Annotated in this window: 15 protein-coding genes; 10 read left to right on the top strand and 5 right to left on the bottom strand. The window is 49.3% G+C overall.

Translation table 11 applies throughout. The features are described 5' to 3' along the window. Positions 1-19: 19 nt before the first annotated feature. On the bottom strand, positions 20-655 hold the full coding sequence (locus tag AAHB90_RS20885; RefSeq protein WP_342087146.1) for a peroxiredoxin: 636 nt from the start codon (positions 653-655) through the stop codon (positions 20-22). Between the two features lie 306 nt (positions 656-961). On the opposite strand from AAHB90_RS20885, the gene AAHB90_RS20890 reads away from it, so the two are divergent. The 9 genes from AAHB90_RS20890 to AAHB90_RS20930 all read left to right on the top strand — a co-directional run bounded on the left by AAHB90_RS20890 (position 962) and on the right by AAHB90_RS20930 (position 9,599). Further along, positions 962-2,494 (top strand): putative inorganic carbon transporter subunit DabA, encoded by a 1,533-nt coding sequence (locus AAHB90_RS20890; protein ID WP_342087147.1) that lies wholly within the window; start codon positions 962-964, stop codon positions 2,492-2,494. Positions 2,495-2,640: 146 nt separating this feature from the next. Continuing rightward, positions 2,641-3,513: a proton-conducting transporter transmembrane domain-containing protein gene (locus AAHB90_RS20895; RefSeq protein WP_342087148.1), complete on the top strand. Its 873-nt coding sequence runs from the start codon at positions 2,641-2,643 to the stop codon at positions 3,511-3,513. 178 nt (positions 3,514-3,691) lie between these two features. Next, a complete protein-coding gene (locus tag AAHB90_RS20900; protein ID WP_342087149.1) occupies positions 3,692-4,870 on the top strand; it encodes a cysteine desulfurase family protein in 1,179 nt (392 codons plus the stop codon). Continuing rightward, positions 4,836-6,029 (top strand): XdhC family protein, encoded by a 1,194-nt coding sequence (locus AAHB90_RS20905; protein ID WP_342087150.1) that lies wholly within the window; start codon positions 4,836-4,838, stop codon positions 6,027-6,029. Before AAHB90_RS20900 ends, AAHB90_RS20905 begins: the two co-directional genes overlap by 35 nt. 6 nt (positions 6,030-6,035) lie before the next feature. Continuing rightward, positions 6,036-6,635, top strand: coding sequence for a nucleotidyltransferase family protein (locus AAHB90_RS20910; protein ID WP_342087151.1), 600 nt, complete (start codon positions 6,036-6,038; stop codon positions 6,633-6,635). A gap of 120 nt (positions 6,636-6,755) precedes the next feature. Further along, positions 6,756-7,592: an ABC transporter ATP-binding protein gene (locus AAHB90_RS20915; protein WP_342087152.1), complete on the top strand. Its 837-nt coding sequence runs from the start codon at positions 6,756-6,758 to the stop codon at positions 7,590-7,592. Between the two features lie 105 nt (positions 7,593-7,697). Further along, positions 7,698-8,510, top strand: a complete 813-nt coding sequence (locus tag AAHB90_RS20920) for a hypothetical protein (RefSeq protein WP_342087153.1) — start codon at positions 7,698-7,700, stop codon at positions 8,508-8,510. 11 nt (positions 8,511-8,521) lie between these two features. Further along, positions 8,522-8,902, top strand: coding sequence for a GntR family transcriptional regulator (locus AAHB90_RS20925; RefSeq protein WP_342087154.1), 381 nt, complete (start codon positions 8,522-8,524; stop codon positions 8,900-8,902). Between the two features lie 10 nt (positions 8,903-8,912). Further along, a complete protein-coding gene (locus AAHB90_RS20930) occupies positions 8,913-9,599 on the top strand; it encodes a hypothetical protein (protein WP_342087155.1) in 687 nt (228 codons plus the stop codon). A gap of 46 nt (positions 9,600-9,645) precedes the next feature. Here the strand turns inward: AAHB90_RS20930 and AAHB90_RS20935 are convergent, their stop codons facing one another. Beyond that, positions 9,646-10,479, bottom strand: coding sequence for an SPFH domain-containing protein (locus tag AAHB90_RS20935; RefSeq protein ID WP_342087156.1), 834 nt, complete (start codon positions 10,477-10,479; stop codon positions 9,646-9,648). 37 nt (positions 10,480-10,516) lie between these two features. Here AAHB90_RS20935 and AAHB90_RS20940 point away from each other — a divergent pair, with 37 nt between their 5' ends. Beyond that, positions 10,517-10,687 (top strand): hypothetical protein, encoded by a 171-nt coding sequence (locus AAHB90_RS20940; RefSeq protein ID WP_342087157.1) that lies wholly within the window; start codon positions 10,517-10,519, stop codon positions 10,685-10,687. A gap of 143 nt (positions 10,688-10,830) precedes the next feature. Here the strand turns inward: AAHB90_RS20940 and pgl are convergent, their stop codons facing one another. The 3 genes from pgl to gndA are packed head-to-tail and all read right to left on the bottom strand — an operon-like array spanning position 10,831 to position 14,487. Continuing rightward, positions 10,831-11,550, bottom strand: coding sequence for a 6-phosphogluconolactonase (pgl, locus tag AAHB90_RS20945; RefSeq protein ID WP_342087158.1), 720 nt, complete (start codon positions 11,548-11,550; stop codon positions 10,831-10,833). Positions 11,551-11,553: 3 nt separating this feature from the next. Further along, on the bottom strand, positions 11,554-13,062 hold the full coding sequence (zwf, locus tag AAHB90_RS20950) for a glucose-6-phosphate dehydrogenase (protein WP_342087159.1): 1,509 nt from the start codon (positions 13,060-13,062) through the stop codon (positions 11,554-11,556). Between the two features lie 12 nt (positions 13,063-13,074). After that, a complete protein-coding gene (gndA, locus tag AAHB90_RS20955) occupies positions 13,075-14,487 on the bottom strand; it encodes an NADP-dependent phosphogluconate dehydrogenase (protein WP_342087160.1) in 1,413 nt (470 codons plus the stop codon). Between the last annotated feature and the right edge of the window lie 97 nt (positions 14,488-14,584).

Raw genomic sequence — 14,584 nt, forward strand, 5'->3', positions numbered from 1 at the left:
TTTTTCAGTGCAGGCAAACTTATTTGTTTGGCTGCGGGGTGTAACGCAAATACGGCTTGACGATATTCAAACCTTTTGTAAATTTCTTCTGCGCATCTTCGGTGCTTACCGCAGGCACGACGATCACATCTTCGCCGTCTTTCCAGTCTGCCGGCGTCGCCACGGAATAGTTGGCTGTCAGTTGGAGCGAATCCACCACACGGAGGATTTCGTTGAAGTTACGGCCTGTCGATGCAGGGTAAGTCAGCGTAAGCTTGATCTTCTTGTCGGGACCGATCACGAATACCGAGCGGACGGTTGCTTTTTCGCTCGCGTTCGGATGGATCATATCGTATAGCTGTGCCACCTGACGACCTTCGTCGGCGATGATCGGGAAGTTCACCTCGGTATTGTTTACTTCGTTGATATCCGGGATCCAGCGATTGTGCGAATCCAGATCGTCGACGCTCACGGCGAGCACTTTTACATTGCGTTTTTCAAATTCACCTTTCAAAAGAGCCGTTTTACCCAATTCGGTTGTACAAACGGGAGTAAAGTCAGCGGGGTGAGAGAACAACAAGCCCCAGCTATCTCCCAGCCATTCGTGGAATTTAATGGGTCCCTGAGTAGTATTTGCTTCAAAGTCCGGTGCGATATCTCCTAATCGAAGTGACATAATGGTGAAGGTTTAAAGAATGAAACATTAATCTACTAACATTGTAGAGTAGAACACAAAATTAAAGAAATAGTTTCATTTAACGCCCCATTTCTTCTATTTATAAATCTAACGGCGAACCATTACCCCAGAGGCTACATTACAAGCTGATTATCTTCATTTTAACCAATTTTAACCGCTTTTTAAGGCTTGTTTAATTGCGTTTTAATTGCTGTTTGGCTCCTTTGAGAAACGAAAACCGGAGATGGCTTCTGCCCCTGCTCCGGTCGGCAAACAGACTTTGTAAAACGCTAGCAGCCTCAGCACATGACAGTCCCGAACAACTCTTTCGACGAACAAACGGTACTGCATGAATTGAAGCATTTTTTGCCGGTATTGTCGCCGGGAAGGGCATTTACCTACCAGAATCCACTGCGCGCTTTTCAGGGGCAAAACTTTTTTGACGCGGTGCGGCAAGCCTCCGAAATGCTGGGCTACCGCGCTTTGCTGTCTCTGGAAGAATACCGCTCGCTCTATAATTCCAAAAGAGTGAAACCGGATGTCCTGGAAAGGGTGCTCGTCGAGAAAAAAGGCGCTGCCAATACATTTGAATGGCAGGACAAAATATTAATGAAAAAATTTCCGGCTGAATCTCCGCCAAGGATCGGCAAACTGAGGGCTAACTGGCAAAGGCAATACAAAACCGATCCGGATGCCCGTGTCCATCCGAGATTGTTCCGGATTTTGGGAAACTATCTCGACTACGGTGTTTCGGACTGGAAATTCCCGGTACGCGGACAGAGCTTTCTCGATTCCATGCGCGAAATAGAATCGAACAGCTTTGTCAGCGCATTCAATACGCCCCGGGCGCGGAACCTGCTTTTGTACACCAGTCCCTCGATCAGCGATTTGCTGACGGTTATTGTCGGGGATGAAACGCTTTTCAAACAATACCTTTTCGACCAGCAGTTTGCCCACCGCGGCTGGTCCGGGCTGGTAGCGACTTTGGAAGCAGACCGGAAAGCCTTATCCAATGGTGGCCAAATTACCCTCCACGATATCATCCTATTCGAGCTGCTGCTGGAAATAGATGTACTGGATGGTCGCCTGGACAAGCATTGGGAGCCGCTCGCTCACGGACTTCCGGACCGTCCCCAAGATTTGTTCGCACCGGTTCCGGGCACCGAAAAGAGCGAAGTACTCGCCATTTGGCAGCAGGCCGTTGAATGGAGTTATTATGAGGGGATACTGGCTGACTTGCGCCGGGATTCACAAAACTCCCCGTATCAAACCGGTGGGCACATTCCATTGACTATGGTCGCCAATGCGGCGGATTCCCTTTGCATCATCGGCAGGCCGGCGCTGGCCCGGAACGTTGGCACAGGCCAGCGGGCATTTCGGCATGGATATGACTTCGCGCTTGACCCCGACGGAGAAGTATTGGAAAAGGTTCTTGACACAGTGGTACCCTCGTTGGGCGCGGCAAATCTCGAATACTTCTTCTCGCGAACGGGACTGGTGGGAACAGACGTAGAGAATACCCTTACAGATCAGATGATCGGACTGTTTGGGGTAGCCGACAGCTCCCGGAGCGATTTGCGGACGGGCTTACCCGCCGACCTAACCATGGGATTCGAACCCGTGCGTTTGCTGTGCATCGTAGAACAGTTTCCCGATACGGTGCTGAAAGTGATCTACCGGCTGAATTCTGCGCATTGGCTGTTGAACGAATGGGTGCACCTGGTGGTCGCCGATCCGGTCTCTCATGAAATCAGGGTCTTGAAAAACGGAGAAATGGTTGCTTATAAATCGGACCGTCGGTTCCCGGATCGCCGCCCGGTAGAAGATGCCGTGCATTAAAATATTCGCTATCGGTGGCTGGTGATTGGTGAAGCCGCATTAACCGATGATACCGGTCGTCGATAGCTTTTTTGAATGAGAGTATGTTTTGGAATAGTTTCCATTTTGACGGTTTGGCACTAGCCTACCTGACAACCGGGTTCGCTATGACGCTCCTGGCCGTCTGGAATGGTCGCAGAACATTTCGTGGGCACAAGCATTGGGTCCGCTTCGTCTGCACCGCAGTGCTTTTTTGCGTCGGTTACGGATTGACAGTTTTTTCAAGTGGTTTTAAAACATTACTGCTCGGCTGGGAGATGATGGGAATTGCTTCATTTTGGCTCATTATCTTCCACCGCGAGCCCGCGCTTAATAGCCCGTCGTACGGCATTTCGGCGAAAGCCTTCTTTATATATCGCTTGGGTGATGTGGGCTTGCTCCTTGCCATGTGGGCAAGCCACCACCTGTGGCGGGAAAACACGACACTGATCTCGTTTATGCTGCTGGCGACGGCCTCCATGCAATCGTCGCAGCTGCCGTTCTCGTCCTGGCTCCCCCAGGCACTGGAAAATTCCACTACGGCGAGCGCTATCCTGCTTGCCACGCTGACAGTCCAGATGGGTGTATTCCTGTTGCTGCGAAGCTATCCGTTTTGGGAACATCAGCTCTCTGTTCGTGTGCTTGTGGCATTGCTCGGGCTGGCAGCGGCTGGGATGGCGGCAAGTTTTGCCAGGGTGCAGTCCTCGGTAAAGCGGCGCGTTGCTTACATTACGATGGCCCATGCCGGACTCATTTTTATCGAAGTAGCAGCCGGATTTAAGAACCTGGCGCTCATACACATCGCAGCAAATGCATTTCTGAGCGCGTACCGGTTACTGGTCCCGCCACTTCTAATCGATGCGGCCAGTGCGGACCAAGGTATTCCAAATACCAAAACTTGGGAAGATCGGCTGCCTAAAAAGTTGAAATACACGCTTTACATGCTCGATATGAAGGAATGGGGACTGTATTCACGCTTATCCAGGTACTTGCGACAATGACCATATCTATGTTAACCCACCAACCAGATCAACAAACCGAATACCGATTTTCATAATTATAGTTAACCTGTTCGTTTAAGTTTCGGAAACCATCTCATGTTTAAAATGAGATGGTTTTTTGTTTATTTTGAACTAAGCCTGCCTGTTTTGCTTTTTTAGATAAAACCAACCTTTACCCTTGAAACTACCTGTCTATTTGGATAATAACGCGACCACCCCTGTGGACCCGAGGGTTTTGCAGGAGATGCTCCCCTATTTTTCCGACAGATTCGGGAATGCCGCCAGCCGTACGCATTCTTATGGATGGGAAGCTGAGGAATCGGTGGACATCGCGAGAGAGCAGGTTGCCAACCTCATAGGTGCGCATCCGCAGGAGATTGTCTTCACATCGGGTGCCACGGAGGCTGTGAATCTGAGTATTAAAGGTATTTTTGAAAATTCGGAACAAAAGGAAAAGCATATCATCACGGTATGCACCGAGCACAAAGCGGTACTCGACACCTGCAAGCACATCGAACGCCTCGGAGGCAGCGTCACCTACCTGCCTGTCAATGCCAGCGGACTGATCAACCTTGCGGATCTCGAAAATGCCATTACTGCCGATACCATTCTTATCGCCGTCATGTATGCCAATAATGAAACCGGCGTGATCCAACCTATCCGCGAAATAGCTGCTATTGCGAAAAAGCACCATATTGCATTCCTGTCCGACGCCACCCAGGCCGTAGGCAAAGTTCCCCTGAATGTCCAGAACGACGGAATTGATTTGCTCGCGTTGAGCGCTCACAAGATTTATGGTCCAAAGGGTGTAGGCGCACTGTATGTACGCAAAAAAAATCCGGCCGTGGCACTGACAGCCCAGATCGACGGCGGAGGCCATGAACGGAACATGCGCAGCGGCACGTTAAATGTGCCGGGTATTGTCGGGCTCGGACGGGCGTGCGAGATTGCCGAAGCTGAAATGGCCCGTGAAAGCAAGCATGTTGCCGCGCTGAGGAATGCTTTTGAGGTAGAATTGCTGGTGTTGCAGGACATCGAGATCAACGCCGAGGACGCGCGCAGGCTGCCGCATTGTACCAATATTTCGTTTGGACAAGTGGACGGTGAAAAACTAATTTTCGAAGCAGGCAGCGATCTGGCATTTTCGCGAAGCTCCGCCTGCACCTCCGCCACGCTCGAACCCAGCTACGTGCTGAAAGCCATGGGCTTTTCGGACGAACGTATCCACAACTCCTTCCGTTTCAGCTTCGGAAGGTTTTCGACCGAAGAGCATGTAAATCATGCAGTTTCGGTTATTTCAAAGATTGTAAAACAACATCGCCATGAAAGAGATCACGGACATCATCCGGTCGTATGAGCAGGCATTGATCTCGGGCAAGCGCATGGCGCTCGCGACGGTCGTGCACGTGGAGGGCTCCTCGTACAGGCGCCCCGGCGCACGTATGCTCGTGACGGACGATGGTCAGCTTACGGGCGCCATCAGCGGCGGCTGTCTCGAAGGTGACGCATTACGGAAAGCGCTGCTGGCCATTTCTCAACAGAAAAACAAGCTGGTAACCTACGATACCACCGACGAAAACGACACCACGCTGGGCGTTCAGCTTGGCTGCAATGGCATCGTACATATTCTCTTCGAACCCATTAAAACAGATGACGCCGAAAATCCGGTGGAGTTGCTGAAAAAGGTTTCTGCGAAACGGCAGAATGCAGCCCTGGTAACGCTGTTCTCATTACAAACCCGGACAGGCGCACAGCCCGGCACCTGTTTCCTGCACCTGCAAACCGACGATCAGGTAACATGCCACTGCGCCGAACCGGAAATGTATGACCGGCTGCTCGCTGAAACGCTGGTCGCCTACCAACGCGGCGATTCGTTTTTCAAAGCATTCGACCAGTCGCTTACCGGTTTTGTCGAGTATTTTAATACCCCGCCGTCATTGATTATAGCCGGAGCGGGCAACGATACGATCCCGCTCACCGAAATGGCAAGCGTGCTTGGCTGGGATATTGCCGTCGTGGATGGCCGCACCAGCCACGCTACACGTCAGCGGTTTCCCAAAGCCGGAAAAGTGCTGGTATCTCGCGCCGAGGATGTTTTAAAGCACATTACCGTCGATGAGCGGACATTTGTGCTACTGATGACACACAATTACAATTACGACCTCGCATTGCTGAAACAGCTCCTCACTGTCGACGCCTGTCAATATGTGGGTGCATTAGGACCTAAGAAAAAACTGGAAAGAATGTACGCCGAGCTGGAAAATGAGGGAATGGTGATTACCGATGAGCAGAAGGCGAAAGTTTATGGACCGGTCGGGCTGGATATCGGCGCCGAAACCTCCGAGGAAATCGCATTATCCGTGCTGGCGGAGATTAAGGCGGTACTAGGCAAGCGTGCCGGATTTTCCCTTCGCCAAAAGCTAGAGCCTATTCACAACCGGTCCGATCAACGCGTGGATTATACCCGTGATGAAAAGGAAGATTTTCTTTGCGCCGTTCAGACCATCACAAGCTGATTGGCTATGGCACGCGGTAAATATGGCATTGTAATCCTCGCAGCAGGCAACTCCTCCCGGCTTGGCGAGCCCAAGCAGTTGCTTCAATTTAACGGACAGAGCCTGATCCGGCACATTAGCGGGGCTGCGCTGGAAATTGTAGGACATAATGCAATTGTCGTCACCGGTGCCAACTCCGAATTAGTTGAAAAAGAATTGGCAGACCTACCCTGCCGGCGTATCTTCAATGCCGCCTGGCAGGAAGGAATGTCTGCCTCCATTAAAACCGGCATTCATGCGCTGCAATCTCAGCATCCGCATGTTAAAGGAGCAATTCTGGCCGTCAGCGACCAGCCATTTGTTTCCGCAGAAGTTTTCAATGCCTTAATTGACACTTTCGAAGAAACTGCCAAGGGCATTGTTGCCTCGAAATACGGTGATTCGCTGGGAACGCCTGCTTTTTTTGCCGCCTCCTATTTTCCTGCACTGCTACAACTCACCGGGGCGGAGGGCGCTAAAAAGCTCTTCAAGCGCTATTCAGATAACGTTTCCGCTTATGCATTTCCGCAAGGCAGCGTCGATATTGATACGCAGGAAGATTACAAGCGCCTGATCTCAGGCGAGTAAGCCACGCTTCCCGGTTTATACTTCCTCAAAAATATTTTTTTGCGCTACCTGTTGACAATGTCAAATCAACAGTTACATTTGTAGTGTACTATTTAACTAATACACTAAAACAATTGAGCCATGATTCACCTTAACCAGGTTTCTTTTGGGTACAGTAAACGCAACAAGCTTTTTGAAAATCTTAGTCTGAAACTGGAACCCGGCCACATTTACGGGTTGCTCGGCAAAAACGGGGCCGGAAAATCAAGCTTGCTGCGCAATATGGCGGGGCTATTGTTTCCGCGGGAAGGCCAGATTGAAGTCGCAGGCTACGAGCCCCGAAAACGCCAGCCTGCCTTTTTACAGGATGTCTTCTTTATTCCAGAAGAGATTTACCTTCCGTCGGTGACCGTGGAAAAATACCTGGAAATGCTGGCGCCTTTTTATCCAAAATTTGACGAAAAGCAATTCAGAGGGTATATAGCTGAACTAGACATCCCCCATGGCAACAAGCTGACAGGAATGTCTTATGGCCAAAAGAAAAAGGTATTAATCGCCTTCGCGTTAGCTACCAATACCCGCGTGCTCATTATGGATGAGCCTACTAATGGCCTCGATATTCCTTCCAAGAGTCAGTTTCGAAAACTGGTTTCCTCCGCACTGGACAAAGACAGGATAATTCTGATTTCTACGCACCAGGTACGTGACCTCGACAATCTTATCGACGCTATTATTATTCTGGAAGACAGCAAAATCATGATCCGCCACAGTCTGGAAGCTGTTTCTGAACGTCTTTACTTCGGAATTTTGCCCAGCATTGAATACGACGATCGTGTGCTGTATTCAGAACCATCATTGCGGGGCTACAAAGCGGTTTTCGAGAATTCATTACAGGAGGAAAGCCGAGTTGATCTCGAACATTTGTTCAATGCGGTTATCGAAAACCCTGTGCGGATAAGTCAGATATTTGCCCACTAACACCATGAGACTGATCATTATGCTCCTGCTCATTGGCCTCGGGCTGATACTCCGGCACTTATTATCATCACTTGTACCTGTCCATTCGTCTCTAATTCTTTCACTATGAATCAGACATTCAACATACACCGCTTTACTCTCATGCTAAGGATCGATTGGGCCGACAAAGGCAAAAATTATTTGCTGATGGCCGGTGTATTGATCTCCTGCCTGCTAATACTGATGGTACCCGTTGCATTATCCGACGAGTACGGGAATTTCCGGGAAGTACTGCATTACTTTGCGCTGATTATGGTCCTGCTTCTCGGGGGCAGCCTCTATACCAGCAACGCATTCTCTCAATACTCGGCGTCCGACACGGGTATAGCGGCAACAATGCTTCCTGCTTCGGGGGTTGAGAAATTTCTCAGTTCGCTGTTGATTAATCTCCTTTTTGTCATTTCATTTCTGGTCTTTTTCTGGCAATTCCACTATTGGATCATAGACATCGCCAATAAGAATCTTCCCGCCAGCAGCGACAAATACAGGTATATCCCGGAAGATTTTATGCTCTATTCTACTTATTCCTATTTTGGTATTCAAAGCGCGGTTTTTTTGGGCTCTGTCTATTTCAGGAAATCGGCCTATATCAAAACTGCGGCTGTGTTTATCGGATTTGCCTGTATCCTGACGTTGATAAACCTCATGTTCGCCACCAGGCTTGCCTCAAATCCTTCCAAGATCGTGGCCTTTCCGCTCACGGGCTGGAAGCTTTGGTACTATTCCAAAGATGGTATGTCCCAGCCCGAATACGTCGCCGGATTTTACCACCTCACATTTCCTCCCGAAATGTTTACCGCGTTACAGATATTTTCCGTGTTCATTGCCCTGATGCTTTGGACGTGCGCATACTTTCAGATGAAAGAAAGAGAAATTTAATACCACTATTTATGGAATTCAAAGATAAACAAGCCATTTATCTGCAAATCGCCGACTACATCTGCGAGCAGATACTTCTAAGCAAATGGCCGCCCGGAGAACGCATTCCCTCTGTAAGAGACCTTGCTTCCATGATGGAGGTTAATCCTAACACGGTTATGAGAACCTATGACTTCCTTCAAAACAAAGAAATCATATTCAACAAGCGGGGTATAGGCTACTCCGCCGACGAAAAGGCCAATGAAAAAATACTGGCCTACCGGAAGGAGCGCTTCATAGCAACCGAATTACCCGATTTTTTCAAGACCATGTATTTGCTCGACATCGGAATAGAGGAGCTGCAAAGCCGTTATCACAAGTTCATCGAAGAAATGTACCCGTTAACCAAGTAATTCAGAGACTATGAAAACAAGTCATATTCTGCTTATCGTGACCATATCCTTATTCCTTCTTGTCACGCTTTCCTCCAACCTGGTTTTGAAAAGCCAGTTTGACAAAATTGACAAGAATGATCCGTTTTACGGATTTTCGAAACATCAGATCAAACCCTTTCAATATGTGAAATTACAAGGCAAGGACGTCGGGTTAACTGAAATTCGCCAGGGGCCAGTTGCTGAGATCCGAATGATTACACTGCCGAAGTACCTGCGATGGGACTACTCGGGAGATACCTTGGTATTGACGTACACACCGGAAACAAATCAGGGTTATCGGCCAAGAGGTGGTACCTATGGCTCACTTCCTTCCTTTTACGTGATGACACCAACGCTTAAAGGTATCATTTCGGACAACGTACGGTGCAAAGTGAGAAACTACAAATTCGGAGATCTGCTAGTGCAGCAAAAGGGTGACGGTCTCTTTTTCGCGGGCAGCTCAATCGACAACCTAACGGCGGATGTGGCAGCAAATGGCTATCTCAAACTCGCTCAGGATAACCAGATCGGAACCGCTGATATAACTGTGCACGACAGTAGTGCATTGAGCGCGGATAAGGACATGTTTAGGCGATTTAACGCCAAAATCGACAGTTCAGCTTACATTAGTATGCCGGGAAGTATGCTTAAAAAGATGATGACGGGCAATAAATAACCCCGAGGTGATCCCCGGGGCTTGATTCTCTATTTCAAACTTCACACTATTTAATCCCCAACATCAAACTCGTACTGCCGCCTGCATTCGTGGTCGGCAGTATACCATTCCATTTGGCGACCCATTCCTGCTGAATGAGTAACGGGGTTATTGTTTTTTGTCTTAATTGGTTTGCTTCCGCTTCGGCCCTTGCTTTAATCAATGTTGCCTTCGCCTGCCCCTCCGCACGTGCGATGATAACTTTTGCCTCGGCTTCTGCTTGCTTGGCCTGGTTTTCGGCTTTTAACCGCGCCTGGATCGAGGCGTTTTTTTCGTCGATCATCTGGCGGAGCGATGGCGGCGGGGTGATGGCAGATGTCAGCTGATCGTAAATGAAACCGTCTTTGCCCAGGGTTTTGGTCAATACATTTTGTACCCGATCTTCGAACACTTCCCGGTTGGACATGACGCTGTCAGATGTAAACGAGTTGGCCACAATACGGTAAGCGTCGTAAATGGTATTCTTCATAAAACCCTGCTGAATTTCCGCTAACGGTCGTCTGTATTGGCGGTAAATCTGTGGCACTTTGTCCGGGTTAATGTGGTAGTTCAATTTCGGATCGACTTTGAATTCGGCCGCATCCTTGGTAGTAATCACAAATGACTCGTAATCAACACTCTGCGTGTAAGTCGGAAACTCCACAATCTTTGTGGTCCAGGCGTTGTACCAAACACGGCCTGTTACTAAAGTAATGTTGTCGACGCCCTTATCGCTACCGTAAAGGTTAATGCGGATACCGACATTACCAGCATCGATATTTTCGAACGAAAATGGTTGTATGGCAAGCGCCATAATAAATACAATGAGGGTCAGAACTCCGATAATAATGTTTCGCTTCATATTCGATTTACAGTTTAGATTTCAATTGGTTTACAATTTGTCCCAGGACAATATAGAGGAAATAAAAAGAGAGCCCGATAATCGCGAGGCCGGCAAAAACGAGCAAATCGGACTGGGCGTTGACGAGCCGGAGGGCGTAGGTTACCACGATGACAACCGCCGCGATTTTCAGAATGTGTATCATGTGATCGAGGTTTGTTTTGTGTAAAATTAATACGCAGGTGGATCAACGGCCGTTAGATTTTATCTAATGGTGCTGCGCATTGTTGAACGCTTCAAAAACCCCATAAACAGCACAAAGCGCGCCGACGGATCGACGCGCTTCGCAGCATTGGAATAATAATATAATGCTTAAAGCAGAGCAGCCGCAGCCTCATCGACAAACCAATGCAACTGCCCTTTTACAGGCTGAATGATCTGCGACGGATAGAGATCTACATTCTTTTCTCCTTTCAAAACCTGTTTTAAAACCTCGGCTTTACCCGCACCTGCTGCCAGGAAGGCCACGCACGCCGCATCATTTACGACCGGGGCCGTGAGGGTAATGCGGTACATGTCCTGAGCTTGCAGGAAAAAGGAAGTAGCAAGTGCGTTCTGTTCGTGGATCACTTCCGTTCCGGGAAAGAGCGACAATGTGTGGCCATCATCCCCCATTCCAAGCAGTACAAAATCGAAAGTGGTTTCGGAGCCTTCGAAATAGGTTTTAACTATTTCCTCATATTCGGCTGCCGATTCCTCAGGGGTAATGTCCGTGCGCATGATGTGGATGTTTTCAGCCTTTACAGGCACTTTATCCAACAGTTCATCATAACACATTTTGGCATTATTCCTTGAATCTTCAAACGGAACCGCACGCTCGTCACCCCAGAAAAAATGAAGTTTTTCCCAGGGAATCGATTCTTTGTAAGGCGATTCGGCCAGCAATGCGTACAGAGCTTTCGGCGTGCTTCCACCCGAAAGAACGAAGGTGAAGCGGTCCTGCTTTGCAAGCACTTGCTGAATGTAATTATTAATCCATTCAGCAAGGCTGGCACTTAATGCTTTGGTATCCTTCTCGATATGCAACTCCATAGCTTACGGGGTCGGTGGCAGGTTAAGCCAGGTATGTCCGTCGCGGGCGATGAGTGCATCGGCGGCATCCGGGCCCCATGAATCCGGCGCATAGTTCGGGAAGTCCTGTGGCGGACGGTTCTCCCATGCTTCGAGCACGGGCATGATCACGCGCCATGCTGCATCCACCTGGTCGTTACGCATGAAGAGCGTCGCATCGCCTTCCATTACGTCCAGAAGCAACGTTTCGTACGCCTCGGGTGCGTGCTCGCCTGCTACTGCGTCGTAATCAAAAGTCATATCCACTGGATCGAGCATCATTGTTTGCCCCGGGCGCTTGGCCTGGAAGCGAATGCTGATGTCCATATTAGGTTGAATGCTGATGGTCAGACGGTTGGAACGCCATGTTTCAGCAGATTCAGGCGGGAATGCATAATGCGGCGCCTGTTTGAAATGCAAGGTAATATGGGTCGCTTTCTGGTTAAGGTATTTACCGGTTCTTACATAGAACGGTACCCCCTGCCAGCGCCAGTTATCGATATAGAATTTCACAGCCGCGAAAGTATCGATATTCGACTGCGGGTTCACGCCTTCTTCCTGACGGTAACCGACCACTTTCTCGCCTTTTTTCCAACCACCCGAATATTGTCCGCGAACGGCAAAATCGTGCACCTGCTCCTTGGTAATGCGACGGATCGCATTCAGCACGTCCACCTTTTTGTTACGGATTTCATTCGCATCGAACGATACCGGCGGCTCCATCGCGATCATACATAGAATTTGCAGAATATGGTTCTGCACCATGTCGCGCAATGCACCAGCGTGCTCGAAGTAGCCTCCGCGACCTTCCAGACCTACCGCTTCGGCAGCCGTGATCTGAATGTGGTCGATATAGTTGCGGTTCCAGAGCGGCTCGAACAATGCATTGGCAAAACGGAGCGCAAGGATGTTCTGTACTGTTTCTTTACCAAGGTAATGGTCGATGCGGAAGATCTGCTCCTCTGCAAACATGCTTGAAAGCAGCAGGTTCAACTCGTGGGCGCTTTCCAGATCATGCCCGAAAGGCTTTTCAACTACAATACGGGTTGTGCCCTTGTCTCCGCAGATCTTCAATGCACCGAGTTTCTGAGCGATAGAAGGAACCAGCTGGGGCGCAACTGCGAGGTAGAATATTACATTGGGATGCACACCCCATTCTTCTTCTTTTTCCTTTACCAGATCGGTGATTTTGTGGTAAGCTGCCGCGTCGTCGCCATCCATTTGCAGGTACGAAACGTGCTGCGTAAAATCCGTCCAGTGACCATTTTGCTTGCCTTTGCGGCGCGAGAATTTCGTCACGCCGTCGAGCAGGTGCTCATGGTATTTTTCATTGGAATAAGCACTCCGGCCGATACCTGCGATCGCGAATTGATCGGGCATCCAGTTATCCAAAAACAAGTTATAGAGCGCGGGAGTGAGTTTCCGGTAGTTGAGGTCCCCGCTTCCGCCGAATATGAAAAGTACCGAGGCAGGGGGACGTTTATTGCTTTGCATAAAATTTCTGATTTATTGTTGACCCCATTCTGTATGGAAAGTACCTGGGATATCGGTACGTTGGTAGGTGTGTGCGCCGAAATAATCGCGTTGCGCCTGGATCAGGTTCGTCGGCATATACGCTGTTTTGTATGCGTCGAAATAAGCCAGCGACGACATCAATGCAGCAGCCGGGATCCCCGACTGGGCGGCAAAGGCGATCAATTTTCGCGTATTACCTTCCACAGACTTAACCAATGCAGCTACCTCTTGGTTCAACAGAATATTGGACAATTCCGGGGTTTGCTTGTAGGCGTTCGTAAACACGCTGAGGAGCGACGAACGGATGATGCAACCACCTCTCCAAACGCTCACTACGTCGGTCAGCGGGATTTCCATTTGCAGGTCTTTCGAAGCCTGAAACAACATGGCAAGTCCTTGTGCGTAAGCCAGAACAGTGGCAAAATACAGCGCGTCGTGCACCTGCTGGATCAGTACCTGGGTTTCTTCCGAAATCGCATTGCTCGCGCCGTATAGTTCAGCAGCAACTACTCTTTCATCCTTGTAACCCGAAAGCGTGCGCATTGCCACCGCCGTATCGATCACCGGAACAGCCACCGGCAGCTCCATCGAGTCTTGCGAAGTCCATTTACCGGTTCCTTTAGAACCTGCCTTATCGGAGATCACGTCAACCAGGTGAGCGTCGGTCTTGTCGTCTTTTTGCAGGAAGATATCGGCGGTAATTTCCACCAGGAACGATTGCAGGTCGCCCTCGTTCCAGCTTTTGAATACTTCGTGAAGTTGCTGGTTGCTCAAACCGGCCTTTTTCAGGATCGCGTACGATTCGCTGATGAGCTGCATGATCGCATATTCGATACCGTTATGCACCATTTTCACATAATGGCCTGCGCCCTCTTTTCCGAGGTAAGCCACACAAGGCTCGCCGTTCACTTTGGCTGCGATCGCTTCCAGCATTGGCTGCACGTGCGCATAAGCCTCCTTATCGCCGCCCGGCATAATACTCGGGCCGGTACGCGCACCTTTTTCACCGCCTGAAACGCCAATTCCCATAAAATGGATATCCTTTTCACGGAGGTATTTCACACGACGGAGCGTATCTGTATAATGGGAGTTTCCTCCGTCAATAATAACGTCGCCTTTTTCAAGAAGCGGTAACAGGGATGCGATAACATCGTCGACCGGCTGACCGGCAGGGACCAGCATCATCACCTTGCGGGGACGTTGCAACAGCTGGATCATCTGGGCAAGTTCTGAAACGCCCTTAACGGTTGTGCCCGGGGTGGCACTGGATTCCAAAGCAGAATTTTTGGTTTCGTCCTTATCGAAACCGATAACAGAGAAACCATGATCGGCCATGTTCAGTAACAGGTTTCGGCCCATTACACCCAGTCCAATCATCCCAAAATCGAATAAGTTCTGTGACATAGATTAAACGTCTTGAATTAAGAAGCTGCAATATCAGGGTTTTTCAAAGACCAGCTTACATCTTCATTGAGAATCTGTTTAAAATTTAAATTGTTCT

The organism is Dyadobacter sp. OTU695, from assembly GCF_038440355.1.
In the GTDB taxonomy this organism is placed as follows: domain Bacteria; phylum Bacteroidota; class Bacteroidia; order Cytophagales; family Spirosomataceae; genus Dyadobacter.

Bases quoted from the DNA above. Each gene is read 5' to 3' on its own strand.
- AAHB90_RS20885 (WP_342087146.1), bottom strand. From the start codon at position 655: ATGTCACTTCGATTAGGAGATATCGCACCGGACTTTGAAGCAAATACT.
- AAHB90_RS20890 (WP_342087147.1), top strand. From the start codon at position 962: ATGACAGTCCCGAACAACTCTTTCGACGAACAAACGGTACTGCATGAA.
- AAHB90_RS20895 (WP_342087148.1), top strand. From the start codon at position 2,641: ATGACGCTCCTGGCCGTCTGGAATGGTCGCAGAACATTTCGTGGGCAC.
- AAHB90_RS20905 (WP_342087150.1), top strand. From the start codon at position 4,836: ATGAAAGAGATCACGGACATCATCCGGTCGTATGAGCAGGCATTGATC.
- AAHB90_RS20910 (WP_342087151.1), top strand. From the start codon at position 6,036: ATGGCACGCGGTAAATATGGCATTGTAATCCTCGCAGCAGGCAACTCC.
- AAHB90_RS20915 (WP_342087152.1), top strand. From the start codon at position 6,756: ATGATTCACCTTAACCAGGTTTCTTTTGGGTACAGTAAACGCAACAAG.
- AAHB90_RS20920 (WP_342087153.1), top strand. From the start codon at position 7,698: ATGAATCAGACATTCAACATACACCGCTTTACTCTCATGCTAAGGATC.
- AAHB90_RS20925 (WP_342087154.1), top strand. From the start codon at position 8,522: ATGGAATTCAAAGATAAACAAGCCATTTATCTGCAAATCGCCGACTAC.
- AAHB90_RS20930 (WP_342087155.1), top strand. From the start codon at position 8,913: ATGAAAACAAGTCATATTCTGCTTATCGTGACCATATCCTTATTCCTT.
- AAHB90_RS20935 (WP_342087156.1), bottom strand. From the start codon at position 10,479: ATGAAGCGAAACATTATTATCGGAGTTCTGACCCTCATTGTATTTATT.
- pgl (WP_342087158.1), bottom strand. From the start codon at position 11,550: ATGGAGTTGCATATCGAGAAGGATACCAAAGCATTAAGTGCCAGCCTT.
- zwf (WP_342087159.1), bottom strand. From the start codon at position 13,062: ATGCAAAGCAATAAACGTCCCCCTGCCTCGGTACTTTTCATATTCGGC.
- gndA (WP_342087160.1), bottom strand. From the start codon at position 14,487: ATGTCACAGAACTTATTCGATTTTGGGATGATTGGACTGGGTGTAATG.